Here is a 26,765-nt window from a genome sequence, read left to right as displayed (position 1 = left end):
TGAACGCATCTAAAGGCATTCATTTGAAACAGTACACACAACTTAAATTTCATTAACAAAATTACTCAACTCATCCCATTATGCGAAAAATTTTAGTTATTGGTTCTGGAAAATCAGCATCATACCTTATAAAATATTTATTAGACAAATCTGAAAAAGAAAATCTTCATATCATTGTTGGTGACATTAACACAAGTAATGCTAATAAATTAATTGATGGTCATAAAAATGCTAATGCCATCAGCTTAGATGTTTTTGATAAATCTTCAAGAGAACAAGCTGTTCAAAATGCCGATATCGTGGTCTCAATGCTTCCAGCGCGTTTTCATATAGAAGTAGCTAAAGACTGTATTAACTATGGGAAAAACATGGTCACTGCGTCTTACGTCAGTGAAGAGATGCAAGAATTAAATCCTGCGGCTACAGAAAAAGGTTTGGTGTTTATGAACGAAATTGGAGTAGATCCTGGTATCGACCACATGAGTGCTATGCAGGTCATAGATAGAATAAGAGACCAAGGTGGTAAAATGATTTTGTTTGAATCTTTTACTGGAGGTCTTGTCGCTCCTGAAAGTGATAATAATTTATGGAATTATAAGTTTACTTGGAACCCTAGAAATGTGGTTTTAGCTGGTCAAGGAAGTGCTGCCAAGTTTCTTCAAGAAAGCTCATATAAATACATTCCATACAACCGCTTATTTAGACGTACCGAATTTTTGGAAATTGACGGTTTTGGCCGCTTTGAAGCTTATGCCAATAGGGATTCACTTAAATACCAATCCGTTTATGGGTTAGATCATGTTGAAACATTATATAGAGGCACGATGCGTCGTGTTGGCTTTAGTCGGGCATGGAACATATTTGTGCTTTTAGGAATGACCGATGACAGCTACACTATAGATGACAGTGAAAACATGAGCTATCGTGATTTCGTAAATGCATTTCTTCCATATAGTCCCACAGATTCTGTGGAACTTAAGTTTCGACATGCACTCAAAATTGACCAAGATGATATTGTTTGGGACAAACTTGAAGAGTTAGATATTTTCAGTAAAACAAAAATGGTTGAAATTAAAAAAGCGACACCAGCACAAATTCTTCAGAAGATATTAATGGATAGTTGGACACTTGATGAAACCGATAAAGACATGATTGTCATGTATCATAAGTTTGGATATGAGCTCAATGGTAAACGTCATCAAATTGATGCAACCATGGTAACTATTGGTGAAGACCAGACCTATACCGCCATGGCAAAAACAGTAGGTTTACCGGTAGCCATAGCCACAATGGATATCTTAAATGGAAAAATTTCAACTCCTGGTGTTCAAATTCCTATACGTCGAGAAGTCTATGAACCTATCCTTGAAGAACTCAAGGAATATGGCATTCAATTCACTGAAAAAGAAGTCCCGTATTTAGGATATAATCCTTTGAATGCGTAATTTCAATGGCTAGTTATCAAATGGTATAACAACCGAAATTTCCGAAGATCTTATGAAAATAGTAAACCAAAACATTCAAATTGATGGTATTGACAAAAAGATACTACGTGCTTTGATGACAGACGCTAGAACCCCTATTTTAGAAATTGCCAGATTGGTAGGTATTTCGGGTGCTGCTATTCATCAGCGCTTACGGAAACTGGAGAAATCAGGATTAATTTCAGGGTCTAAATTTGTTATTAACCCCAAAGTTTTAGGATATACCACGATGGCTTTTATTGGTGTTTTTCTTGATAAAGCGGTAAGTAATCCGCAAGCTGTAAAGCAGTTACAAAAAATACCTGAAGTATTAGAATGCCACTATACGACTGGAAATTGGAGTGTTTTCATCAAAGTATTATGCAAAGATAATGCACACTTAATGCATGTTCTTAATCATGATATTCAATCAATTACAGGGGTCTCTAGAACCGAAACCTTTATTTCTTTAGATCAGCAAATTGATCGACAGATTAAGATTTAAAATCCGCATATAACAAAAAAAGGCAACCTATATGGCTGCCTTTTCTATTTAAAAGTATACGATTAGATTACTTGATAATAATCTTTTTAATTGTCGATTGATTTTCTGTAGAGATCGTCATAAAATACATTCCTGACGATAACACATTTGATAAATTAATTTCTTGATCTCCAGTATTTCCATTTAAATTTAATTGTGAAACTAGTCTACCGTTTAGATCTGTGATCACAGCAGATTGCAACACATTCCCTGCATTCTTTATAGTGATAGTTCCATTTGAAGGATTAGGTGCAACAAATACAGAGTTCTCTAATGTAACATCTCCAGTTGAAAGCGTTGTATACGTAAATACCGCAGGTATACCTCCTACTAAAGCAGCGTATGTTCCATCAGTAATTGCCTGAGTACCATAGTAATTTGCTGGATTAGTCAAAGCAATTTTGGCTTCATCAACAGTAGCAAAAGTATAAACTCCAGTATACATAGCATTATCATTTTCTTGCGACGGCGCAGGTCCAGAACCTACTGCAACAGCTGTTCTAGGTAATCCTGTATCAACCAATCCTGTAAATAAGTTAGTTTGTGTTGTACTTAGGCTATCATCACCTGAAAAGGTAGTAGATGATCCACTTAACATAGAAATAAATGTTGGAGCAACACCAGTACCCTGAATAACAGTGATTTGATCACCTCCAGTAGACAATGACATACCGGTACCACCTATAATAGTGCTGTCTCCTCCATAATCTGCAAAATCAGGACCTGGTGCAAGATCGTTATATTGAACAATATCACCAATTGTTAGTCCACCAGTAGGTGCGGTGTAAACAAATGCACCTTCGCCACAGCCCGCAGGATCAAAAGTTCCTGCTGGAACCGCACCACAATCTGTAAATAAAATTTGTGTTCCAGGCATGATATCTACAAAAGTTGTAAATGCAAAGGAGTCAGGTGTATCAGCTTGATACCAAAATACTGCAATATCGCCCGGTGCCAATACCGTCTGTGCTTTTGTAGAGTTTGAGTACATCATTATACTCGCGCAAAAAGAAAGTAAAAGTAGTTTTGTTTTCATAGTTTATATATTAATTGTTAATACGATAAAAGTACCACATCTATTTGACGTGGTACTTCAATATCTAAAATATTCGATATAATAACATAAGATTTAACCTACATTTAATATATCTTATTAGCTTCTTGGCGGATATAAGCCTTGCATGCAAATGATATAATTCATCCCTAAAAATGGGTTTTGGATATCAAATGGTTGATTTCCACCTTGTAAACCTGTATTTCCTGATACTGATCCTCCACCAAAACTAGCGTCATTAGGACTAGAATTATAAGGTGTTCCAGCAGATGCAATACCTATATTGCGCCCTGATGGCTCATCATTATCTCCATCCTCCTCATTACAGCCTAATGTTGCAGATAAACTACTTCCATCATGAGCATGAGAAGGTAAATTTCCAGTTGTTAAGCCCACAGTTTCTCGACCAGCTTTCTCTCCTAGTGTAACAGGTTGTAATCCAGGACCATTACCTACATGTTTTGGAACACGACCTCTTAAATCTGGTAAAGCGAAAGTTGTTCTTCCATCACCGCCGTAAGTTGTTCCCAAAATTGAAAACAAAGCTTGATATTGACTAATTGCTAATAATTGACCGTTACAAAATGCCCAGTTTCTTGGTGCAAAGTTTCCTCCGAACATTTCTATTACACCTATATATGTATCATCCATAATATTGTATTTTTTAAATTAAAGTTTTATTTGTTTTAGTTTAGCTTCTTGGTGGAAATGTTCCTTGTAAAGCAATGATATAATTAACCCCTAAAAATGGGTTTTGGATATCAAATTGCTGACCAGATCCTTGATTTCCAGTATTTCCAGAGACAGTTCCTCCGCCAAAAGTCGCGTCGTTTGGAGAAGAATTATAAGGAGTTCCAGCTGAAGCGATTCCAAAGTTTCTACCTGAAGGTTCTTCATTATCCCCATCCTCTTCGTTACAAGCTAATGACATGCTTAAACTACTGCCATCATGGCTATGAGCTGGCATGTTTGCTATAGTCAAACCAACAAGTTCTCGACCACTTTTTTCACCTTCTTGAACTGGTGACAATCCAGGTCCTGACCCCATTCCTTTTGGTAAACGACCTCTTAAATCAGGAAGTGCAAAAGTAGTTCTTCCATCTCCACCATAGATCGTTCCTATTAAAGAGAACAATGCCGAATATTGAGAAATGGGTAATAGCTGTCCGCTGCAAAACGCCCAACCTCTTGGGGCAAAAGTTCCGGCAAACATAATAATCTGTGCTAAATACGGATTCATAATTTTTGTATTTTTCTAATTGGTTAATATGAAGATCAAATGTCGGGTTTTAGGTATCAGAATTTTACCGCAAAACCACTATAAGGCAAAAACAGGTAGATATACCTATTTTTATTACACAACTATTTTTTTAAAAACTATTGATGTAGCTTTAATGCCAAATTAACCTAATAAACTAGTATAAAAATGACAAATCCCGTAAAACTATCTGATGCAAAAGCATGGACTTTAAAATGGCAAAATGACAATCCTAATCATGCCAAAGCATTCTTAATTCCTGTGGCTGATTTATTAATGTGTATGACCGAAATGGGTCTTACGATTTCTAGAGACAAGAATGGCAATTTAGTGGCAGACGACCCCAATGCTCAAGTGAGAACTTACATGGGTGCAGATGAAAGCCAATCTGAAGGTTTTGGTGAAAAACTGGTGATTGTTGGTACGGTAAAAAATGGCGCTATACAAAGCGATATTGTTGAAAACGGCTCTTTCCCGACAGATGGTGGCGCTAAACTTATAGGTAGTGGTGCTTTTGATTTCACAAAACCATGTCCGAGTAATTGTGACCCTAAAAGCCCACTTAATCATTAAATAAACGATCTGCATGAAGCAATTTGATGACTTATTACAATACTTAGGGTTATTTCTAATTGTCTTAAATGCATTACTTTATACAAGGAGCTACATTATTGTTAAAAAAAATGTAGCTCTTTTGTTTCTATCGCTCTACTTATTTGTTTCTGGAATTGTAATGGTGTTTAGCTCTATTCTTGCTTATAATAGTGAACCTAATCTTCATTTATCACATATCTATTTCATCGCACAGTTTGTATTTTTATCACTCTTCTTCGGGTCTCTTTTTAATTCAAAGCAAAAAAAATGGGTGACTCTTATTTTGATTTTTGTATTGACTGTTTTGATCTGTCAATACATACAAAACCCGGAATTAATATACAAATTCAATCTCTTTGAAATATTTATCACCTCATTTCCAATTATAATATATTCAATAATACACCTTTACAACTCATTGAGTAAAAACGGTGAATATATGCTTGTTAATTCTGGCATTCTTGTGTATCTTACAACGAGCACCCTGATTTTTATTTTAGGAAATTATTTGGCAGAGTTTAGAAATGACTTGATCACAAAAATTTGGATCATAAACAAGCTATTATACGTCTTATATTTAGTTTTAATTCTGATAGAATGGAAAATCAAATTTCAACCAGCCAAGAGCTCATAATCGGCGCACTTGTTTATGGTTTAATTTTTTTGGTTCTAGTAACACTAGGGTTGATATTGTTTTTCTATTATTCCAGACGAAAAATTATTGAAAAAGAAGTTGAAAAAATAAACATCAAACTAGGTCATCAAAAAAAAATATTACAAAACACCATCAAAGTACAGGAAGTAGAACGCAACAGGATTGCCCAAGATTTACATGATGCAATTAGTTCAAAACTAAATGTGGTGAGTTTAACAACCAATGTACTCATAGACGATGAAACCATTCAACCAGAACATAAGGAAGCTTTAAACCATATACTTGACATTACGACTAAAACCTTAGAAAGTTCAAGAAAAATTGCGCACGAACTTATTCCTCCGATATTAGATGAATTTGGACTCAAGGTCGCACTAGAAGAATTATTTGATGAGTTTACATCGAATACATCTATTAAAATAAAACATGACATCGATGCTATAGATCATCTTGATAAAAGCAACGCACTTCATGTTTTCCGAATTGCTCAAGAGCTTATTAATAACGCCCTTGTTCATGGAAAAGCGGATGAATTAAAAATGCTATTAAAAAAAGAAAAAACCGGATTTGCATTAATGTTTAAAGATAACGGCGTGGGATTTGACGTTACCAAAAACAGCAAGAAATCTGGAATAGGATTACAAAATATTAAGAGTAGAGTTGCTATTTTAAATGGACAGCTTTTTGTTGAGAGCTCTGAATTAACAGGAAGTATATTTAAAATAAATTGCAACTCTTATGGATGACAAAATTACGATTGCAATAGCTGATGATGAGCTATTGTTTAGGCGTGGTCTTATTTCAATTTTAAACAAAGAAGAGCATCTTGATATTCTCTTTGATGCCGAAGACGGTAGTGACTTAATGAAAAAATTAAGGGCAGCTACGAAGGTACCAGACGTCATAATTACCGATTTAAAAATGCCTAAGCTTAACGGTGTGGAAACCACGAAACTCATTAAAAAAGAGTTTCCTAATATCAGAATTATTGCTCTCACCAGTTACTTCAGTAAACCGTTTATCATCAATATGATATCTATTGGTGCTGTAGCCTATTTAGCCAAGAATAGCAGTCCGAAATTGATGCTAACAACTATAAAAGAAGTAGCTGAAAAAGGTTTTTATTACGATGAGCAAGTGATGAAATTCATCCATGAAGGCCTTTTAAACAATAATGAACAACTCAAAAAATCTAATTTTGATAACACTTATTTCACGAAACGAGAGAAGGAAGTTTTAGGACTGATTTGCCAGCAATTCACTACCAATGAAATTGCTGAACAATTATTTATCAGTCCGAGAACTGTGGATGGTCATCGCAATAATTTGCTCTTAAAAACAGAGTCTAAGAATTTAGCAGGATTGGTTGTATATGCGATTCAGAATAAATTAGTCAATCTCGAAGAATCGTTTTAGGATTAAACTAAAAAAGCATCCATTTCAGGATGCTTTTTTATATGCTATTTTTATGTATTAATCGCGACCTCCAAAGACTTGTAAGGCCCAATATAACAATGATGCCAGTGCTCCGATAGCGGCCACCAAATAGGTTCTTGCAGCCCATTTTAAGGCATCTTCAGATCCTTTATATTCTTCAGGGGTTACCACATTTTTTGCTTTTAACCATGCTAATGCTCTGTTACTTGCATCATATTCTACTGGCAATGTTATTAAACTGAATACGGTTGCGAATCCCATAAAGATTAGACCAGCAACAGCAACATAATATCCTAATCCTACACCTGCGGCAGCCCCTAGCACTAATCCGCCAATAACCAACCATTGAGACATTCCTGAAGTTACCGAGACAATTGGCACCAATGCCGAACGCATTTCAAGTGCTTTGTACGCCTGAGCATGTTGTACGGCATGACCGCACTCATGAGCTGACACAGCCGCTGAGGCTGCATTACGCTGATTGTAAACAGATTCACTTAAATTTACCGTTTTATTTTTTGGGTTGTAATGATCTGTAAGTTGACCTTTAACTGAAATTACCTCTACGTCGCTAATCCCATTATCTGCTAGCATCTTCTCTGCGATCTCCTTACCATTCATTCCATTTCGCAACTGTACTTTTGAGTACTTTGCAAATTTTCGTTTTAACTGATTACTAACTAACCAGCTCACCAATGCTATGGCTCCAATTAATATATAGTATCCGAATAATCCATTCATATGTAATTTTTATTAAAATTGTTCATGATAAATATAACAAAAAGTGCGCCAAATAACACTTCAGTAATTTTGTCAGTTACTGTTTGATCAAAACTGCTTTTTGTATGACACTTACTGGATAATTTGTGACTTGAACCGTGTTTTCTTCGCCATCAACAATGACGTTATCACTCATATTAGAGAATACAATCTTAAACTCCATTCTATCCTCATAAAAAGTTTCGGTTGTTGTGATTAAACTATTCCTGACTTGAAATACACTGTATAAGGTGTTATTAAAATAATTCGCATTCAATAAAATTCCATTATTCTCATCGACCATGAATTCACCTTTTGAACGATCCTTAATGATAAGCTTATACACTTTTTCCATAGGTTTGGAACCACTCGCATATACCAGTTTATAGTCAAAAGTGTGGATGGAATCTGTGGCTTGAAGGTGAAACTCCATCCCCACATTTTGTTGCCCATTTTCATTTATTATAACAAGATCCCCTTTATAAACACCTACATAGTCGTCTGGAAATACCTTGTCTTGGCCTTGTACCGAAAAACAAATCAATAGCACTAATACTGTCGTTAAAACTCTCATAATTAACATTTTAGTAAAAATAGTAAAAGTTACTGAAGTACTTGGCCATTACCAGTTAAAAAGGCAAAACGCAACTATAATTTATTGCTTTTACATCGCATCAATTTGCCAATTAAATGCTTCAGCAATTTCTTTATAAACAATCTTACCTTTGACAATATTCAAGCCCTTTGCCAAAGTTTGGTCTTTATCACATGCCATTTCCCAGCCCATATTAGCAAGCTTTAAAACGTAAGGGAGTGTGACATTGGTTAGGGCTAATGTGGACGTATATGGAACCGCTCCAGGCATGTTAGCCACGCAATAATGCACCACATCGTCAATAATATAAGTTGGATTTTCATGAGTTGTTGCTTTTGTAGTCTCAATACAACCACCTTGATCTACTGCAACATCTACGATAACAGTTCCAGGTCGCATATCTTTTAGCATATCTCGAGTGACAAGTTTAGGAGCTTTAGCCCCTTTTATGAGTACACCTCCAATAATTAAATCATGATTTTTTATTCGTTTTCTAATATTGTACTCGCTAGAAAACTCGGTAACTACATGATTTGGCATCACATCATTGACATAACGTAACTGTTTCATATTAATGTCCATAATTGTCACATGAGCACCAAGGCCAGCAGCCATTTTAGCCGCTTGAACACCAACTATCCCAGCTCCTAAAACTAATACACGTCCTGGAGGCACACCGGGAACACCTCCAAGCAATACGCCTCGGCCCTTTATAGGTTTCTCTAAATATTTAGCGCCTTGTTGAATCGCCATTCTTCCAGCCACTTCAGACATTGGTGTTAATAGCGGCAACGAACCATCTTCATCTTCAACCGTTTCATAGGCGATACAAACTGCATTACTTTTAAGCATTTGTTTGGTAAGGGTTTCACTTGATGCAAAATGGAAATAGGTGAAAATTACATGTTTTGAAGTAATTAAAGAATACTCTTTTTCGATAGGCTCTTTTACCTTAACTATCATGTCACCTAAGGCATATACTTCGTCAATCGTATCTATGATTACAGCTCCAACATCTTGGTAATCTTTATCCAAAAAGCCACTACCAAACCCTGCATCCTTTTGAATAACTACCGTATGATTGTTTTTTACTAATTCAAAAACTCCCGCAGGCGTCATTCCTACGCGGTTTTCATTGTTCTTAATTTCTTTCGGAATTCCTATAGTCACCTGTTAAAATATTAATGGTTATCCATAGAAAAATACGATGAAATTTGTCATAACACTCTTGGAATGGTAAGTTCCTATTAATTTTTATGAATTTCGTAAAATATGAAGTTTCTATTATGAAGTTTTCAATTTTATACACCGTATCATTTTCTCAATTCTCTTTAGAGTGTATCACTTTAGACACAGTATCATTGTCAAATATAATAATTAGGCTTTCATCTTTCGATTCAAAAAAACTAGGCGCTTTTCCTAAGGGATATATTAAATGATCTTTCCCTTCTAAATTAGAGGTTTTAGCTTCTCCTAAACGTAACAAAACATCCGATTTTGATTCTCCAATAAGTAATTCATTTTCAACAATATCCTTAGCCATGGTATAACGAGTCAAAGGATCATTCTTCCAATTCGCTTCATCAAATTGATTTTCATTGATTGAAATGAGAATAACGCTAATTACAATCGCAATAACCAATATGAAAAGCGTTTTCTTATACATTTCTAACCCACTATATTTACAATCTTACCTGGAACCACTATCACTTTTTTAGGTGTACGCCCTTGTAATTGGGCTATTGTTTTTTCGTGAGCCATGACTGTTTTTTCAATCTCCTCTTTGTTCATATCTAAGGGCAATTCTAAGGTGAAACGTGTCTTTCCATTAAATGATATTGGATAATTCTTGCTGCTCTCCACTAAATGCTGCGCTTCAAACTTCGGAAATGTTGCTATTGAGATTGACTCGTCATTTCCAAGACTGCTCCAGAGCTCTTCCGCAATATGAGGTGCATAAGGTGACAATACGATGAGTAAAGGTTCAAGAATTACTTTGCTCGTGCATTTTTGAGCTGTCAATTCATTGACTGCAATCATAAACGTAGACACCGAAGTATTAAACGAGAAATTCTCGATATCTTCTTCTACTTTTTTGATGGTTTTATGTAATGTCTTTAGGTTGTCTTTTGTTGGTTGAGCATCGTTAACGTTTAAACCGTTATCACCCACATACAATTTCCATAGTTTTTTAAGGAAACCATGAACTCCAGTAATTCCTGCCGTGTTCCAAGGTTTTGCTTGCTCTAGAGGCCCTAAGAACATTTCGTAGAGACGCAGACTATCGGCACCATATTGCTCGCAAATGGCATCTGGATTAACGACGTTGTATTTAGACTTCGACATTTTTTCGACTTCGCGACCCACTTTATAAACGCCTTTTTCAAGAATGAACTCTGCGTCTTTAAATTCATCTCGCCAAGTTTTAAAAGCATCAATATCTAATTCATCAGAGGCATTGACAAAAGCAACATCGGAGTGGATAGGCTGAACTTTTGTATTTGCAATTAAGCCTTTAGACAAAAACCTATTCGTGCCTTCTTCTCTATATACAAATGCACTAGTTCCTAATATCATCCCTTGGTTAATCAGCTTTTTAAAAGGCTCGTCTACATTGACAAAACCTCTATCATGCATAAACTTCACCCAAAAACGGGAGTATAATAAATGACCTGTCGCATGTTCGCTTCCACCTATATATAAATCGACATTTTCCCAATAGCTAAGTGCCTCTTCACTTGCAAACACTTCATCACGCATGGCTTCTTCCATATATCTAAAGAAGTACCACGAGCTTCCTGCCCAGCCTGGCATGGTGTTGAGTTCTAGAGGAAACACTGTTTTATTATTTATATTGTCATTAGTAACTACCGTGTTAGTTTTGGTGCACCAAGCCCAAACATCAGCGCGACCCAAAGGAGGCTCACCTTCTTCTGTTGGCAGATATTTTTCAACTTCTGGCAAACGAATAGGCAAATGTTCTTTGTTTATCATTTGCGGCATGCCATTCACGTAATACGCTGGGAACGGTTCTCCCCAATATCGTTGTCTGCTAAATACAGCATCACGCAATCGGTAATTTGTTTTTCCTTCGCCTTGACCCAGTTGCTCTAATTCATATATCGCGCGTTTCGTCGCTTTTTTATAGTTCATTCCGTTAAGGAAATCACTATTAGTAATAATCGTATTTGCTTTATCGTCAAAAGCTGCTTCAGAAATATCAACTCCTTCAAAAATGTTAGGGATTGGAATATTAAAATGTGTTGCAAAATCATAATCGCGTTGGTCTCCACAAGGCACAGACATCACAGCTCCTGTTCCATAGCCTGCTAAGACGTAATCACCAATCCAGATTGGAATAGGCTCTTTGGTAAATGGATGCTCAGCATAGGCACCTGTACATACACCTGAAATGGTTTTGACATCTGCCATACGATCGCGTTCACTGCGTTTTGCTGTTGCTTGAATATAAGCTTCTACCTCTGTTTTTTGATCTGCAGTTGTAATTTTTGATACCAAGTCATGCTCTGGTGCTAAGGTCATAAACGACACACCAAAAATAGTATCAGGACGGGTTGTAAAGACTTCAATCACCTCATCATGACTATTCACATTGAATGTCACACTAGCACCAACCGATTTACCAATCCAGTTGCGCTGACTCTCCTTGAGTGCATCTGTCCAATCTATGGTCTCTAGGCCCTGAAGCAAGCGTTCGGCATAAGCTGAAATTCGCATACTCCATTGGGTCATTTTCTTTCTAATCACAGGATGTCCTCCACGTTCAGAAACACCATTAACGATTTCGTCATTGGCTAAAACTGTTCCTAACGCAGGGCACCAGTTCACTTCTGTTTCGGCGAGATATGTCAGGCGGTATTTCAATAAAATCTCTTGTTGTTCTATTGAAGAAAAACGAGCCCAATCTTGAGCTGTAAACGCTAAAATATTATCATCACAAACAGCATTTACAAAGGCATTCCCTTCGGAAGAAAATTTCGAAATTAAGGTATCCATATGTTCCGCTTGATTTGTATCGTTATTGTACCATGACTCAAACAACTGAATAAAAATCCATTGTGTCCATTTGTAATAGTTTGGATCACTTGTACGCACTTCTCGACTCCAGTCAAATGAAAATCCGATTTGATCTAACTGACGACGATAGGTTTTAATATTAGTTTCTGTAGTAATGGCTGGATGTTGACCTGTTTGAATCGCATATTGTTCAGCGGGTAATCCAAAACTATCATATCCTTGGGGATGCAAAACATTAAATCCCTTATGACGCTTATACCGTGCATAAATATCACTAGCAATATAGCCCAGCGGATGCCCAACATGCAATCCCGCACCACTTGGATAAGGGAACATATCTAACACATAATACTTGGGCTTATCACTATTGTTTTTAGCTTTAAACGTCTGGTGTTCTGCCCAATATTTCTGCCATTTGGCTTCTATAGTATTGAAATGATAACTCATGGTAGTCCTGAAATTTAGACCGCAAATTTACACGTATTACAACACAATTAAAAGTTTAAGCGTTGTAAACCTTATACAAACAAATTGTTTTTTATTTTTACATCATTAATCCGGCACTTTTATGAGCACCTCATTTGACAGATATCAAAAACGAAAATTAATCTCATCCTACTTTTCAGTAGTGATTAGCATTGCTTTGGTCTTGTTCTTATTGGGTTGCTTAGGCCTATTAGTATTGAACGCCAAAAAGGTAGCAGATCATTTTAGAGAGCAGGTAGTCGTGACTATCTATTTAAATGATTCAGCAAAAGAAGTTGAAGTCAATCAACTTCAAAAAAGTCTTGCGATGGCCCAATATACCAAAGAAGCCAAATACGTTTCTAAAGAAGAAGCTGCCCAAATTATCAAGTCCGATATTGGTGAAGATTTTATGGAGTTTCTTGGTGCTAATCCACTACAAAACTCAATTGATATATACCTAAATGCTGATTTTGTTACCAACGAAACTTTAGATGGGATTGCCGCAGAATTAGCGAACAAAGCATTTATTGAAGATATTACTTATGATAACGATTTGGTTGAAATCATGAATAATAACGTCAAGAGAATTACTTTCTGGGTGCTAATTTTAAGTGCTCTTTTTACATTGATTGCAGTGCTACTCATCAATAGTTCAATACGCTTAGCTGTGTATTCTAAGCGTTTTATTATTAAAACGATGCAAATGGTAGGCGCCACGAAACGATTCATTAGAAAACCATTTGTTTTTAAGAGTATCCAATTGGGTGTTATTGGAGCTATCGTCGCACTTATTGGAATGGCTGTGGTTTTATACTACCTCGATAGAACGTTTCCAGAGCTAGAATTACTGCAAAAACCAGTTTTAATCGCTGTATTATTTATTGGCGTCTTTCTCTTAGGAGTTTTGATTACTTGGATTAGTACGTTTATTGCTACCCAGCGTTTCCTTAATTTAAAGACAGATCAGTTATACTATTAATATTTAATTAAGAATTTGAACTAAAATTTCTTTTATATTTACATCATATTTAAAACATGGGAGAACAAAAACGCAAAGACGCTACTAAAGACGAATTTATCTTCGGAAAGAAAAACTACAAATTCATGCTTATTGGATTAGCATGTATTGGACTTGGTTTTATATTAATGTCTGGCGGTGGCAGCAATGATCCCAATGTATTTGATGAAAGTATTTTTAACTGGAGACGCATTAGATTAGCCCCAACTTTAGTACTCATCGGTTTTGGTATTCAAGTGTATGCCATATTATTAAACCCAAACAAACATTCTAAGTCGAAATAATCCATTTCTAAAAAGAGTTTTCAATTTTCTTATTTGGAATTTGAATTAGGTTAATTGATATTTGCTAAATATGGATATTTTAGATTCAATTATATTAGGAATTATTCAAGGACTTACCGAATTTTTACCTGTATCATCTAGTGGGCATTTAGAACTTGGAAAAGCGATTCTAGGTGACGATTCCATTCCAGAGGAAAGTTTACTCTTCACGGTTGTTTTGCATTTTGCCACTGCTTTAAGTACTATGGTGGTTTTCAGAAAGGATATTTGGGTAATCCTTAAAGGTATTCTAAAATTTCAATGGAATGAAGATCTACAATTCCTAACAAAAATTATCATCTCTATGATTCCCGCTGTACTTATTGGCTACAACTACGAATCTGAACTCGCCGAACTATTTGGAGGCAATATTCAATTGGTAGGTTTTATGTTATTGCTAACCGCATTCCTATTATATCTTGCTGACAAAGCCAAACATACTGATAAGAAAGTAAGTTTTAAAAATGCTCTAATTATAGGCTTTGCCCAAGCCATCGCCATGCTGCCTGGTATCTCACGATCTGGAGCAACGATTTCAACATCGGTTTTGCTTGGAAATGATAAAACCAAAGCTGCACGATTTTCATTTTTAATGGTAGTGCCATTAATTTTCGGTAAAATAGGGAAAGATGTCCTCACAGGGACTATTAGCTACGACAGTACTAACTTTACAATCCTTTCTGCTGGTTTTATTGCGGCTTTTGTTTCAGGATTATTTGCATGTACTTGGATGATTTCACTAGTTAAAAAGAGTAAGCTAACTTACTTTGCTATTTACTGTGTGGTGGTAGGCTTTATTGCGATCACTTATGCTTCAATGAATTAATATATGACATCTGGAGAAGACTTTAAATCTGGTCAAGTACTACTCATAGACAAACCGTTGACTTGGACATCCTTTCAGGCCGTGAACAAACTGCGTTGGGAAATCAGGCAAGCATTTGATATCAAAAAAATAAAAGTTGGTCATGCAGGGACGCTTGACCCTCTAGCAACTGGCCTTTTAATTATTTGTACAGGTAAGATGACCAAGCAGATAAATACCTTTCAAGGTCAAGACAAAGAATATACAGGAACCTTCGTATTAGGTAGCACAACTCCGTCTTATGATTTAGAAACGGATATAGACTGCACCTACCCTACTGCTCATATTTCCGAAGAGATGATTCACAAAGCTACCGAACAATTCATTGGTACTATTGAACAATATCCTCCTGTGTTTTCTGCATTAAAAAAAGATGGTAAACGCTTATATGAATATGCGCGAGCAGGTGAAAACGTAGATATCAAATCGAGACCTGTAGAAATTTCAAAATTTGAGATTACAACTATTAATGGTTTAAATATCAACTTCAGGGTAGTATGTAGCAAAGGAACTTACATTCGTTCGCTTGCTCACGATTTTGGTAAGGCTCTAGATTCTGGTGCACATCTATCGGTTTTACGTCGTACTAAAATTGGTGCGTTTGATGTTAAAAATGCCGTTTCTCCAAATGATTTCATTTTGTCCTTAGCTTCGGAATAATTTTTGTTGTAGCGTTAGGTCTAAAATAATCATTAATGACTAGACAAATCTCAACATTAATTTTGCTTCTCTGTTATGGAGCACTCTACTCCCAAGAACAAGAAAAAACAAATGGTGTTTTTTATAAAGCCTCAGTATCTGCTACACTCATTAATAATGAAGATTACACACTGTTTAATGATAATGACGAGTCGTTTATTGATGTCAACGGAATTTTCTTCAACAATACATTAGGCTATCAATTTGATAACCGAACCAGTGTGGGCCTTAATATAGAATATGCTCATTATATAAATCAAAATCTGAATTTTTTACCTCTTTATTTAGACTTCACTTATAATATCTTTGATTTTGATGATGTTGTTTTCGTACGTGGTGGTTACGGAAAATTAGTGAGTCTGGGAAAGGCATTTGAAGATGGCACCACTTATAAAGTAGGATTTGGTTATCGGGCATTTGATGACAATTTTAAAAATTCCTGGCTTATTGGATTCGATTTTAGCCGAAAACGCTACGGTTTTAGACAAACAGAAAAGTTATCTAGCTTTTCTGTTTTCTTGGAATTTATGCTGTTCTAATCTTTTTTTACTACTTTGACGTATATTAATGACCAACTCATAACAAAATTAAACCTACTTGGATTTTATTGAAAAACATAAAGCCTTCATTCTAACGACCCTAATTACAGGAACGATTGTACTTGCTATGTTCAGTTTTCATATCAAACAAAAGACTGTATCTGTTACCGAAAGCTATTATCAACTTGAGCCCCCTACAACAGAGGAACTAGAGGACCAAGAACTACAAAAGCGTATTGAAGAACTCGCTAACTTAAACCCTAAATCCAATCAGGCGTTTAACGAAGATGAAGAGTTCAAACAAATGATGCGTAATTTTAAAACTGTGAACTCCAATGATTTTCAAGAGGTTGCAGAAGATACCGAAAAGCCTACGGAAGAGAGCTCTGAGAATCCAGAAGAGTTATTAACTTCTAACACTGAAATTAGTTCATCTAAAACTTATGCTTTAAACGAAAAAGAACGTAAAACCTTTAATAAAGCTAATGATATATTGGCCATGCACTCAACAAAAAAAGATGACAAGACCAGTGAAGGCAATAAAAGTAGCAGTGTTTCCTTTTCGTTGTCCAACCGGACGAAAGTGAGTTTACCACCTCCTGTGTATCTCTGCGAAGAAACTGGAAAGATCGTTGTTAATATTAAAGTTAATGCAGTAGGTCTGGTAACAGAAACTTATATCAATTCATCGTCTTCAACCGATAACCAATGTTTAATTGATCATGCCATAGAATATGCGAAAAATGCACGTTTCTCTTCCGCAGATCGAAAACAACAAATTGGCTCAATTACTTATTATTTTCAAGGAAAACATTAGAGTCCCAACATACTCATCACGTCATTTATAATATTTTGACCTTTGTCTTTATTGTACCAACCTTGTAAGTCCTCTTTAAAATCAGGCGTTAATTGTCCGTGTTCCCTTTTATAAGCAGCTACCATTTTTGTAGCTTCACTAGGTCGAGGTCCAAATGTGGCGGTGACGTCACCAATGTTATTATCAATCATGATTAATTTTGCAATAGCTCGTCCTCCATGAGTTAAAAACTGATCCATCAATGCTTCATTTTCATCTCTAAAGACTAATTTTAAATTGATATTAGGATTCAATTCAGCCAACTTATTTAAAACTGGAATCACGTGAGCGGCATCACCACACCAACTTTCGGTAATCACCAACCAGGTGATATTTCCTTTATAATTAAACAATTTAGTTTTGATGTCTTCGGAAATTTTCACGGTTTTATCCCATCGTTTCATGCGACGATCATTAAGCATGGTATAATTAGCTAAAGCTTCCGTTTTATCATCTCCAGAAGTAGATTCTTCTTTCACTAATTGTTGTACTAGTTTGCGATAGTCCTGATAAGATATTGCTCTTTTCAAACTATCTTTTATGATTTGGTTTAATGATGTCTGTTCCAATGTAGTCATGTGATTTGTATTACAAAATTAGGTTAAACTTAGTTAAAGAATACTGACTTAAATCATAAAATTTGCCTTCGATAAAATTGTACTCTACATTAAGACGGATTCTTTATAAAAAACTTACTACATTTAAAATTCAATACTATTTTATGGAGAAACATAGATGTGGTTGGTGTTTAGGAGATGCTTTATATGAAGCCTATCATGATGAGGAATGGGGTGTTCCCGTTCGTGATGATGATACCTTATTTGAATTCTTAATCTTAGAAACCTTCCAAGCCGGTTTAAGTTGGATAACCATTCTTAGAAAACGAGAGAATTTCAGAAAAGCATTTGACGATTTTGACTATCGAAAAATTGCTACTTATGATGATAAAAAGATAGATGCTTTGATACAAAATACTGGGATTATTAGAAACAAATTGAAAATTAATGCGACTATTAGCAATTCACAAGCCTTCATGAATATCCAAAAAGAATTCGGTTCGTTCTCAACATATATTTGGGCTTTTGTTGATGGTAAGTCTGTTAAAAACAGTTTAAAAAGTTATAAAGACGCACCTGCAAATACACCATTGAGTGATATCATTAGTAAAGATCTAAAAAAGCGCGGTTTTAAGTTTGTTGGTTCTACTGTTGTTTATGCACATATGCAAGCAACAGGAATGGTTAATGATCACGAAGTTAATTGTTTTAGATATGATGCTGTGTAGACTAGCCTAAATACGTTAAGAATTCAGACCTTGTAATATCTTCAGCGCCTAAACTAGCGAGATGTTTTGTAAAAACTTGACAGTCTATTAATTTATAATCTGAATTTTGAATAAAAGTAATAAAGCCCACCTTACTCGCATTACTTACCTTGCTGAACATACTTTCGCCACTAAACACCCCATTATTAACGTCAACACCATACAAACCACCAACCAATTCTTTGTCTTGCCAGACTTCAACAGAAATGGCATAACCTAATTTAAACAATAACGTATAGGCTTCCTTCATGCTTTGAGTAATCCATGTCCCATGCTCACCATCTCGATTTATTGAGGAGCAATTGGCAATAACAGCCTCAAAATCTTTGTTTATAGTCACTTCAAAATCCCTATGTCGCAATACCTGTTTCATACTTTTAGATACTTTCAATTTCTCTGGAAATAGAACAAATCGTGGGTCAGGAGACCACCATACTATAGGCTCATCTTGTTCAAACCAAGGAAAAATTCCACTTTGATAAGCCAATAGTAATCGCTGCGGAGACAGATCTCCACCTAAAGCGACTATGCCTTCTTTTGAAGCCAAAGACACATCTGGAAAAACAATATCAGTATTTAAAAAGTGCATATAGTACTCTTACACTATGATTATCCATTAGGATGTTAAAACTAAGGATTTACTTTGAAATTCTATGATTTTTCGCCATATTTGAAATGACCTTTATGGATGAAATTTTGTTCAACATTGCTTTTTTTTGAGTTTGTTTATAATGGTCAAACCTAAAACCACAATATTAAGTCCTGAAAAATTTCAGGACTTTTTTTCTATAAAAAAAACCTCAATAGTAGTATTGAGGTTTTTTTATTTTAATGAGTGCTTATATTAAAAAGGCAGATCATCATGATCTTCTTCGTTTAAATTTGTAGCTGGTTCAAACGCTTCTGTAGGAGCTACAGGTGGCGCACTTCCTGCCTCTGCTTGTGCTGCTTCAATTCGCCATCCTTGAACAGAGTTAAAATACTTAGTCTCTCCTTGTGGATTAACCCATTCACGACCTCTTAGATTAATACTAACTTTTACGGCTTGTCCAACTTGATAGCTATTTAATAAATCGGTTTTATCTTGGACAAATTCAACCAAAATATGCTGTGGATATTGTTCTTCTGTGGTTACTACTAATTCTCTCTTTCTAAACCCATTGCTTCCAAACGTTTGAGTTTCTCCAATCATTTTGATTTTTCCTTGTACTTCCATTTTTGTATTACTTATATTAATTTAGATTCTTTACTATTGTTATGATAGTAACAGTTTCCATGCACTATCGACATCACCATAACTCAAATAGTTTCTGGCAATTTTATGTTTCTCGTGATGTGATTTATCCTTAATATTAGGGTAGCGTTCACTCACATTGTTTATAAATTCGTCTATTTCGTTTTGCTCTGGTAAAGCTTCAACATTTCCTAACATCCCCAAATCATTTCCAGTAAGCACCATACTATTTTTAACTTGACTTGGCATAGCATCAACACCTATTCCTAGAGTTGATAATGGTTTGGGAATTTCAAAAAATCCTTTTTTTGCACGGTTATAATAACTTCCACCGGCCCGAGACACTAAGTCTAATTTTTCTTGCACAATAATCCCTTCATCATCCAATACATCATCAGAAATATGTAATTTCACAACTTCACAAATTACCAAATTACCAGCACCACCTTCCGTTCCTAAAGCAACAACCTCATTGACCTTACATTCAAATTGAACTGGAGATTCGGCTACTCTAAAGGGTTTTACAATATCAGACGCTAACATCGTTAAACCAGCTTTCTCAAATTCATTAACACCTTTGGCATATTCAGTACTACTCAGCGACATTTGTTGTACAATATCGTAATTAACCACATTTATGACCACCTCTTTCGTTGCTTTAACATTTTCAAGAGTATGCTTTATGGTATTATTTCTCACACGTCTAGCCGGAGAAAAAATCATAATTGGCGGATTAGAACTAAAGACATTAAAAAAGCTGTAAGGTGATAAATTTGGAAGTCCATCAGCATCTACTGTACTTGCAAAAGCAATGGGTCTTGGAGCCACAGCACTTAATAAATAAGCGTGTAATCGTCCTGTAGAAATGTCTTTTGGATTAAAAGATGCCATGTTAACCTTGTTTTACCCTTAAACGCAACCGTTTCAAGATATTGAACTGCAAATGTAACTATATTGTAAGTGTTTTAAAAATGAATTCGACCCATCTGAACACAATATTATTAACATATTTCCTTTATATTTAAAATTCAAAATTATAGTTGATGGCACTAAGCATGAACCGCAATATGACGCGATGGATAATCATCGTTGCTTCCTTTATCATTATCTCTTTAATATTATGGAATACCTATGCTTTTTTTCAAAATTTTAAAGCAGAAGAACGCAGTAAAATGCAAATATGGTCATCTGCCCAAACAGAGTTTTTAAACTCAGAAAACAATCCCAATTTAGATCTTATACTAGAAATTTTAAATAGCAATACCTCTACACCAGTTTTGGTAGTTATTAATGAAACTGGTACCGTTGGAAATACTAATAATATTGATGACTCTGAAATTAAAGATTCAATTGCAGTAAAAAAACTGATTTCAAAATTTAAAGCTGAAAATAAGCCCATTGAGGTCATGATTGACGATGAAGTCTATTCAACAATTTACTACGGCTACTCACCATTATTGAATAAGTTAAAATATTATCCTTTAGCATTATTGCTTATTATCTTCCTATTTGCTGCCGTAGCATATTTCTTCTATAAAAGTTCTAAGACAGCAGATCAAAATAAATTATGGACGGGTATGGCCAAAGAAACCGCACATCAAATAGGAACACCCTTGTCATCATTGGTGGGATGGACTGAAATTCTAAGAAGTGAGCACGTAAATCCAGACTATCTCATTGAAATTGAAAAAGACATATCCAGATTACAAATGATTACAGATCGTTTCAGTAAAATTGGTTCTATACCTACTCTGGCAAAGAGTGATATCGTTAAGGAAACAATCGACTCTTTTGAATACCTCAAAGTACGCTCCTCAAAATTAATTAACTTTAAAATTACCACACCAGAGCAGCCCTTATTTGTTGACCTCAATAAGCAATTATATAGTTGGACAATCGAAAACTTAGTTAAAAATGCCATTGATGCCATGAAAGGCAAAGGCACTTTAAAATTAGCCATAACTCATGATGATAAGCTGGTAAAAATTACTGTTGAAGACAGTGGAAAAGGAATCACAAAGCAAAATTATAATTCGATATTTCAACCTGGCTATACCACCAAAAGGCGCGGTTGGGGTTTAGGTTTGTCTTTAGCAAAACGAATTATTGAAGATTATCACAATGGAAAAATAAAAGTTCTTCATTCTGAAATTGGAAAAGGAACAACCATGCAGATTTCGTTGAAATTAATATCCTAATTAGATCACATGAAAACGCCAAAATACATTACGTTACAAGAAGTAAAACTGAACAATAATTGTCCAGAGTGCTATTCTACTGAAGGATTAGAACTAACGTTTAAACAGCGTTTTGTTGAGAATGCACTGTACAAAGCAATCACTGATGATCTTATCAACGAAATGCATTGTAAGGTATGTGATACTGCAATCTTTCCTGTGCGTTGGACCGATGAAATTGAACAAGTGGTAGCGTATCAAAAGCGTGCTGCAACTCCAAAACCAAAATCAATAAAATTAAAACGGTTAGGCTGGCTTTTTATTTTGGCGGATCTCTTAGTGTTAATTGTTGTGATTTTATTGATAACTGGAGTCTTGTCCTTTTAATTTACAGAAAAGAAGCTATCCGTTCTGCGATGGCTTCAAATTCAGCAGTTTTTAATTGTGTTTTGGTGGTAAAACGCGCATCTTCCATGGTTGATAATGGAATTAAGTGAACGTGAACGTGCGGAACTTCTAATCCAATAACAGTCATTCCAACGCGCCTACATACCACAGCATTTTCAATAGCTATCGCTATTTGTCTTGAGAATTCCATAAGTCCATGATACGTTGATTCATCAAGATCAAAAATCTTATCAACTTCTTTTTTCGGAATACATAATGTATGTCCTTTCGCATTAGGATTAATATCTAAAAACGCCAAAAAATCTTCAGTTTCAGCAACTTTATAGCAAGGAATTTCACCATTAATTATTTTTGTGAATATAGATGCCATAGATTTATTTTTAGAGTCTATGTAAATATAAAAAGATTCCTATGACTTAGAACTCTTTTCTAATATTTTGTGTCGTGTTCTCACACGAATTATATAAAGTGTAATGACTTATCTAGAAATCTCTAAAATATCGAATTTCATAACACCGTTAGGCACTTGAACTTCCGCAACTTCTCCCACCATTTTACCTAATAGCCCCTTCCCAATAGGCGAATTCACAGAGATTTTTCCAGAGGCTAAATCGGCTTCACCATCAGCTACTAAAGTATAAACCATTTCCATACCATTAGTTTGGTTTTTAATTTTCACTTTTGATAATACTAGAGCCTTAGAGGCATCCATTTGAGACTCGTCGATCACGCGTGCACCAGACAAGGTTTCTTCTAATTTAGAAATTTTCATCTCTAACATCCCTTGCGCTTCCTTAGCCGCATCATATTCTGCATTTTCACTCAAATCACCTTTATCTCTTGCTTCGGCTATTGCTTGCGACGCTTTTGGGCGCTCAATATCTTTCAATTGCTTAAGTTCGTCTCTTAATTTTTTTAATCCTTCAGCAGTATAATAAGATACTTTACTCATAATTCACTCGTTTAGGTTAATAATCAAATCTCTAATAGCTATATTCAAAATATCCCGAAACGAGTTCGGGACTAATGAAAAAATCCCGCTATCACGAGATTGAATTACAAAGATACAAAATATTTAATTCAACCTTTAAATTATTGTAAATTGCAACAAAAAGTTAACACCCCTATGAAAAAGCTTATTCTTGTTTTATCTCTCTTATTTTTAACCAATTGTGGTAATGATGATACTGTAAATAGATGTAATTTCCTATTTGATGTTGGCGTCAATGCAACACTCAATCTCAACTTACCTGAATTTAGTCAATTGATATTTACCAGTAATGTTGTCTATGTTCCTAATCAAGGGAATGCAGGAATTTATGTCATCAATATTGGAAATGACACCTATAGAGCTTGGGATGCTGCCGATCCTAATCACGCCTTTGATCCAAACTGTTCTTTTTTACAACGCGATGGTGTTGATGTGACCTGCGGCTGTGCTGATGAAAACAAATACAGCTTATTTACTGGACAATCCCTTGGAGATCCATTGCCATGCGGTCTTAGGGAATATCGAGTCACGGTTTCTGGGGCGAATTTGGTGATTAGCAATTAGATGAAATAATCTGTAACGTATATAAAAACTCCCAATCTAGTGATTTGGGAGTTTTATATTGATGCTATTTAAAATTTTAAGGTTAATCCTACTAAAAAGTTAGTCGTAGCTTGGGGGTAATACCCAACACCTTCCACTGTTGAAATAGTTCCAGGATTACTAAAATCATCATCAAAGGTGAAATAATAACCATTAGATACAAATTTTTCGTTGAATATATTATTTACCAATCCTGTGAACACAACCGAATCAAATATCGACTGAGTTTCTATGGTGTATGTGATGTTGAAGTCACTTGTAAAAAACCCATCTAATTTGGACAATTCTGCTTCAGTATTACTCATAAATTGTTCACCAACATACTTACTTAATAAAGACATTTGTAAGTTTTTAGTTGGCTGATATACAATGGCATTTGCAGCTATCAACGCTGGTGAAAAAGCGATATCTGTTGCTCCTAAATCAACCAATGTACCATCAAATGAAATGATTGTCTCTTGATTTCTATTCGCACTTATGGTTGCATTAGGTTGCAAGGTCAACTTTGGGGATACTGGAATTACAGCTTCTAATTCTAGTCCTAAACGATAGCTTTCACCACTATTGGTGCGAACAGGATTTCCAACATTATCAATATTTCCAGTTAATACTAATTGTTCATTATATAGCATTAAATAACCATTAGCATTAAAACTAAAGTTGCCCTTTTTATGTCTCCAGCCAAGTTCGAAATCGTTAAGTTGTTCTGGTTGCACATTGGCATTATTTTCAAAATCATCGCGACTTGGTTCCCGATTTGCTCTAGCATAAGAAAAATAGAAGTCATTTGTAGGGTTCAATTCAAATGTAATTCCTGCTTTAGGATTGAAGAAGGTGTAATTTTCGTCAACAGTGAAGTTAGCCAAATTAGAGGCTATACCTGAGGTTTCATAATTTACATGTCTTACCTGTATGTCTCCGTAGAGTTTGACACGTTCATTCAATCGGAAGTTAGCTTTAGAAAAAACTGAAACATCGTTCTTTTTGGCGTTCCCTTCATAATAACGCTCTCGAATATCACTCTGACTTGCAAACTCTGCCCAAATAACTTCTCCAAAATGATCTCCATTATAGTGACTAATTGAAGTTCCGAAGATTAAATCTAGGTTATTATTCTTATAATTAGCACTGGCATTAATCACATAATAGTCATTATCTAACCAACGACGTCTTACCAAATCTGTTGTGGTAACAGATTCACCATTAACCGTTATAGGTTCTAATCCGTAGGTCTCAAAATCGTCATCTTCTCTAAACTGTTCAAAAAACCCACGACCGTAGGTATAATTTAATCCAACAGTTGTTGACCATTGATTGTTATAGCGCTCATTCCAATGCAACTGATAATGATCTTGTTTATAGTCATCTACTTCGCGATCATAAAACTGAATATCACCATTATCATCTGTATAAAGTCCGGCTGGATTGAATGTTCTATCATTTGCTAAAGTTTCTGCATCGATTCCAAACCATGATTGGTATGTTACTTCACTCCCACCAAAAGTAATTGCTTTGATGAGTGTATTATCATCGACATAAGAGCCCTGCAGATAGTACGATTTTAAATTGGTAGAAGCCCTATCAATATATCCGTCTGAAGCAATATTTGATAGTCGGCCAGCAATTTCGAAATGCTCATTTAACAACCCAGTACTAAACTTCACAGTATGTTTTCTAGTATTAAAACTTCCAAAAGAATTAGAAATTTCTCCAGTTGCCTCTTTTGATATAGCATCGGTAAGCACATTAATACTAGCTCCAAATGCGCCAGAGCCATTAGTTGACGTACCAACACCACGTTGCAATTGTAAACTCTCAACAGACGAAGCAAAATCACCTAAGTTAACCCAAAAGGTCCCAAGAGATTCAGCATCATTATATGGAATACCGTTAATGGTGACATTAGTAGACTGAGAACTTATACCACGAACGCGAATTCCCGTATAACCAACACCAGCTCCTGCATCAGAAGTTGTTACCACTGACGGCAAAAAGTTTAAAAGCATAGGGATGTCCTGTCCTAGATTTCGTTTAGCGATTTCCTTTTTAGTCAAATTACTATGTGTAATTGGAGATTTGGCATCAACACGAACGGCTTTTACGAGCACTTCGTCAAGTTTTTCCGTTTTTGTTGAATCTTGTTGTTTCTCTTGTGAAAATACATTGAGCGTCAATGCAAAAAAACATAAAAAAGCGAATACATTTTTCATTACGATTAGATTAAATACATTATAATCGAATAAAAAGAGGTTATTATTCTTTATTAATAATTGTTTTGCTTACTAGTTTGATTTGAATACAAATTAGTCTTTCTATATGGCGATTATCGCCTTCCTTAGCAGCATTACCTGCTCAGGTTCAATGGGTATGATCTCAGCCGATAATAGGCACCCCTTTTTTGAGAACGTTACAAAGATAAAATAGATTTACGGATTGTACACCAATAAAATTTAAAATTTTAATCAATCGATTGGTGGTGGTTTTCGATATGATTTTTTTTCTGCTTTTTTCCGTTTATTAGCCAATCTCTTTTTTTTGGCTGCTTTAGTAGTTTTCGTTGGAATGCGCTCTTTCTCTTCAATTAAATTGAGCTTTATCAATTCTAAAAACCGACTTATAATTAGAGCTTTATTTTTGTGCTGACTTCTACTTTCACCACATTGCATGATTAAAATAAATGCCTTTGACAGTTTGCTTTGCAGATTAGATTTAAGACGTTGCTTTTGATCTTCAGTTAATACAGCTGAGTGTTCCACATCAAACATTAATTCTATTTTAGAAGCTGTTTTATTGACATGCTGACCACCAGCACCAGAACTGCGAATGGCTTTAAATTTTAACTCATTCAAAAGTAATGATTCAT

At 35.3% G+C, this 26,765-nt stretch carries 31 protein-coding genes; 15 read left to right on the top strand and 16 right to left on the bottom strand.

The window, feature by feature from the left end; genetic code table 11:
• The first annotated feature begins 80 nt into the window (after positions 1-80).
• Positions 81-1,445 (top strand): saccharopine dehydrogenase family protein, encoded by a 1,365-nt coding sequence (locus BLT57_RS03895; protein WP_091422559.1) that lies wholly within the window; start codon positions 81-83, stop codon positions 1,443-1,445.
• A 52-nt stretch (positions 1,446-1,497) separates the two neighbouring features.
• Positions 1,498-1,968 (top strand): Lrp/AsnC ligand binding domain-containing protein, encoded by a 471-nt coding sequence (locus tag BLT57_RS03890; protein WP_091422556.1) that lies wholly within the window; start codon positions 1,498-1,500, stop codon positions 1,966-1,968.
• A gap of 67 nt (positions 1,969-2,035) precedes the next feature.
• Here BLT57_RS03890 and BLT57_RS03885 read toward each other — a convergent pair whose 3' ends face one another.
• The 3 genes from BLT57_RS03885 to BLT57_RS03875 form a co-directional block, all read right to left on the bottom strand.
• A complete protein-coding gene (locus BLT57_RS03885; RefSeq protein ID WP_091422554.1) occupies positions 2,036-3,043 on the bottom strand; it encodes a T9SS type A sorting domain-containing protein in 1,008 nt (335 codons plus the stop codon).
• A gap of 117 nt (positions 3,044-3,160) precedes the next feature.
• Positions 3,161-3,712 carry a phage tail protein gene (locus BLT57_RS03880; RefSeq protein ID WP_091422551.1) on the bottom strand — a complete coding sequence of 184 codons (552 nt, stop codon included), beginning with the start codon at positions 3,710-3,712 and terminating at the stop codon, positions 3,161-3,163.
• 40 nt (positions 3,713-3,752) lie between these two features.
• Positions 3,753-4,301, bottom strand: coding sequence for a phage tail protein (locus tag BLT57_RS03875; protein ID WP_172827426.1), 549 nt, complete (start codon positions 4,299-4,301; stop codon positions 3,753-3,755).
• A 186-nt stretch (positions 4,302-4,487) separates the two neighbouring features.
• On the opposite strand from BLT57_RS03875, the gene BLT57_RS03870 reads away from it, so the two are divergent.
• The 3 genes from BLT57_RS03870 (at position 4,488) to BLT57_RS03855 (ending at position 6,984) form a co-directional block, all read left to right on the top strand.
• On the top strand, positions 4,488-4,892 hold the full coding sequence (locus tag BLT57_RS03870) for a hypothetical protein (RefSeq protein ID WP_091422547.1): 405 nt from the start codon (positions 4,488-4,490) through the stop codon (positions 4,890-4,892).
• Between the two features lie 618 nt (positions 4,893-5,510).
• Positions 5,511-6,314 (top strand): sensor histidine kinase, encoded by an 804-nt coding sequence (locus BLT57_RS03860; RefSeq protein ID WP_091422542.1) that lies wholly within the window; start codon positions 5,511-5,513, stop codon positions 6,312-6,314.
• Positions 6,307-6,984 carry a response regulator transcription factor gene (locus BLT57_RS03855; protein ID WP_091422539.1) on the top strand — a complete coding sequence of 226 codons (678 nt, stop codon included), beginning with the start codon at positions 6,307-6,309 and terminating at the stop codon, positions 6,982-6,984. The genes BLT57_RS03860 and BLT57_RS03855 overlap by 8 nt, the downstream gene beginning before the upstream one ends.
• A gap of 57 nt (positions 6,985-7,041) precedes the next feature.
• Here BLT57_RS03855 and BLT57_RS03850 read toward each other — a convergent pair whose 3' ends face one another.
• The 5 genes from BLT57_RS03850 to leuS all read right to left on the bottom strand — a co-directional run bounded on the left by BLT57_RS03850 (position 7,042) and on the right by leuS (position 12,844).
• A complete protein-coding gene (locus BLT57_RS03850) occupies positions 7,042-7,746 on the bottom strand; it encodes a zinc metallopeptidase (RefSeq protein ID WP_091422537.1) in 705 nt (234 codons plus the stop codon).
• Between the two features lie 76 nt (positions 7,747-7,822).
• Positions 7,823-8,338, bottom strand: a complete 516-nt coding sequence (locus tag BLT57_RS03845; protein WP_157717113.1) for a hypothetical protein — start codon at positions 8,336-8,338, stop codon at positions 7,823-7,825.
• A gap of 90 nt (positions 8,339-8,428) precedes the next feature.
• Complete coding sequence (gene ald, locus BLT57_RS03840) at positions 8,429-9,529, bottom strand: alanine dehydrogenase (protein WP_091422532.1); 1,101 nt, start codon at positions 9,527-9,529, stop codon at positions 8,429-8,431.
• Between the two features lie 151 nt (positions 9,530-9,680).
• Positions 9,681-10,025 carry a hypothetical protein gene (locus BLT57_RS03835; protein ID WP_091422530.1) on the bottom strand — a complete coding sequence of 115 codons (345 nt, stop codon included), beginning with the start codon at positions 10,023-10,025 and terminating at the stop codon, positions 9,681-9,683.
• Positions 10,026-10,027: 2 nt separating this feature from the next.
• A complete protein-coding gene (gene leuS / locus BLT57_RS03830; protein WP_091422527.1) occupies positions 10,028-12,844 on the bottom strand; it encodes a leucine--tRNA ligase in 2,817 nt (938 codons plus the stop codon).
• A gap of 121 nt (positions 12,845-12,965) precedes the next feature.
• On the opposite strand from leuS, the gene BLT57_RS03825 reads away from it, so the two are divergent.
• The 6 genes from BLT57_RS03825 (at position 12,966) to BLT57_RS03800 (ending at position 17,126) form a co-directional block, all read left to right on the top strand.
• Positions 12,966-13,844, top strand: coding sequence for an ABC transporter permease (locus BLT57_RS03825; RefSeq protein WP_091422524.1), 879 nt, complete (start codon positions 12,966-12,968; stop codon positions 13,842-13,844).
• Between the two features lie 56 nt (positions 13,845-13,900).
• Positions 13,901-14,167: a DUF3098 domain-containing protein gene (locus BLT57_RS03820; RefSeq protein WP_091422521.1), complete on the top strand. Its 267-nt coding sequence runs from the start codon at positions 13,901-13,903 to the stop codon at positions 14,165-14,167.
• Between the two features lie 70 nt (positions 14,168-14,237).
• A complete protein-coding gene (locus BLT57_RS03815; protein ID WP_091422517.1) occupies positions 14,238-15,032 on the top strand; it encodes an undecaprenyl-diphosphate phosphatase in 795 nt (264 codons plus the stop codon).
• Positions 15,033-15,035: 3 nt separating this feature from the next.
• Positions 15,036-15,731, top strand: a complete 696-nt coding sequence (truB, locus tag BLT57_RS03810) for a tRNA pseudouridine(55) synthase TruB (protein WP_091422514.1) — start codon at positions 15,036-15,038, stop codon at positions 15,729-15,731.
• Positions 15,732-15,766: 35 nt separating this feature from the next.
• The gene (locus tag BLT57_RS03805; RefSeq protein ID WP_091422511.1) at positions 15,767-16,309 is read left to right on the top strand and encodes a hypothetical protein; all 543 of its coding nucleotides are present in this window, start codon (positions 15,767-15,769) and stop codon (positions 16,307-16,309) included.
• A gap of 58 nt (positions 16,310-16,367) precedes the next feature.
• Positions 16,368-17,126, top strand: coding sequence for a hypothetical protein (locus BLT57_RS03800; protein ID WP_091422507.1), 759 nt, complete (start codon positions 16,368-16,370; stop codon positions 17,124-17,126).
• On the opposite strand, the gene BLT57_RS03795 is transcribed toward BLT57_RS03800, so the two are convergent.
• Positions 17,123-17,743, bottom strand: coding sequence for a thioredoxin family protein (locus tag BLT57_RS03795; RefSeq protein WP_091422504.1), 621 nt, complete (start codon positions 17,741-17,743; stop codon positions 17,123-17,125). The genes BLT57_RS03800 and BLT57_RS03795 overlap by 4 nt on opposite strands.
• A gap of 143 nt (positions 17,744-17,886) precedes the next feature.
• Between BLT57_RS03795 and BLT57_RS03790 the strand changes: the two genes are divergently transcribed.
• Entirely contained in the window at positions 17,887-18,450 is a 564-nt protein-coding gene (locus BLT57_RS03790) for a DNA-3-methyladenine glycosylase I (RefSeq protein ID WP_091422500.1), read from the top strand.
• Between the two features lies 1 nt (position 18,451).
• On the opposite strand, the gene aat is transcribed toward BLT57_RS03790, so the two are convergent.
• From aat to BLT57_RS03775, 3 genes are all read right to left on the bottom strand, one after another.
• Complete coding sequence (gene aat / locus BLT57_RS03785; protein WP_091422497.1) at positions 18,452-19,078, bottom strand: leucyl/phenylalanyl-tRNA--protein transferase; 627 nt, start codon at positions 19,076-19,078, stop codon at positions 18,452-18,454.
• Between the two features lie 255 nt (positions 19,079-19,333).
• Entirely contained in the window at positions 19,334-19,705 is a 372-nt protein-coding gene (locus tag BLT57_RS03780) for a DUF3127 domain-containing protein (RefSeq protein ID WP_091422494.1), read from the bottom strand.
• Between the two features lie 39 nt (positions 19,706-19,744).
• The gene (locus BLT57_RS03775) at positions 19,745-20,614 is read right to left on the bottom strand and encodes a flavin reductase family protein (protein WP_091422491.1); all 870 of its coding nucleotides are present in this window, start codon (positions 20,612-20,614) and stop codon (positions 19,745-19,747) included.
• Between the two features lie 152 nt (positions 20,615-20,766).
• Between BLT57_RS03775 and BLT57_RS03770 the strand changes: the two genes are divergently transcribed.
• Positions 20,767-21,921: a HAMP domain-containing sensor histidine kinase gene (locus BLT57_RS03770; RefSeq protein WP_091422487.1), complete on the top strand. Its 1,155-nt coding sequence runs from the start codon at positions 20,767-20,769 to the stop codon at positions 21,919-21,921.
• Positions 21,922-21,930: 9 nt separating this feature from the next.
• Positions 21,931-22,287: a hypothetical protein gene (locus BLT57_RS03765; RefSeq protein WP_091422485.1), complete on the top strand. Its 357-nt coding sequence runs from the start codon at positions 21,931-21,933 to the stop codon at positions 22,285-22,287.
• Position 22,288: 1 nt separating this feature from the next.
• Here BLT57_RS03765 and BLT57_RS03760 read toward each other — a convergent pair whose 3' ends face one another.
• Entirely contained in the window at positions 22,289-22,678 is a 390-nt protein-coding gene (locus BLT57_RS03760) for an HIT family protein (protein ID WP_091422482.1), read from the bottom strand.
• Positions 22,679-22,786: 108 nt separating this feature from the next.
• On the bottom strand, positions 22,787-23,260 hold the full coding sequence (greA, locus tag BLT57_RS03755) for a transcription elongation factor GreA (protein WP_091422480.1): 474 nt from the start codon (positions 23,258-23,260) through the stop codon (positions 22,787-22,789).
• Positions 23,261-23,434: 174 nt separating this feature from the next.
• On the opposite strand from greA, the gene BLT57_RS03750 reads away from it, so the two are divergent.
• Positions 23,435-23,863, top strand: coding sequence for a hypothetical protein (locus BLT57_RS03750; protein WP_091422477.1), 429 nt, complete (start codon positions 23,435-23,437; stop codon positions 23,861-23,863).
• Positions 23,864-23,931: 68 nt separating this feature from the next.
• Here the strand turns inward: BLT57_RS03750 and BLT57_RS03745 are convergent, their stop codons facing one another.
• Together BLT57_RS03745 and arfB are read right to left on the bottom strand one after the other, a co-directional pair.
• Positions 23,932-26,112 carry a TonB-dependent receptor gene (locus tag BLT57_RS03745; protein WP_091422475.1) on the bottom strand — a complete coding sequence of 727 codons (2,181 nt, stop codon included), beginning with the start codon at positions 26,110-26,112 and terminating at the stop codon, positions 23,932-23,934.
• Between the two features lie 252 nt (positions 26,113-26,364).
• A complete protein-coding gene (gene arfB / locus BLT57_RS03740; RefSeq protein WP_369825398.1) occupies positions 26,365-26,751 on the bottom strand; it encodes an alternative ribosome rescue aminoacyl-tRNA hydrolase ArfB in 387 nt (128 codons plus the stop codon).
• Positions 26,752-26,765 lie beyond the last annotated feature (14 nt).

Source organism: Formosa sp. Hel1_31_208 (assembly GCF_900104785.1).
GTDB lineage: Bacteria > Bacteroidota > Bacteroidia > Flavobacteriales > Flavobacteriaceae > Psychroserpens.
Note: the sequence above shows the minus strand (reverse complement) of the source record. Positions and strands in the feature narration are given on the sequence as shown.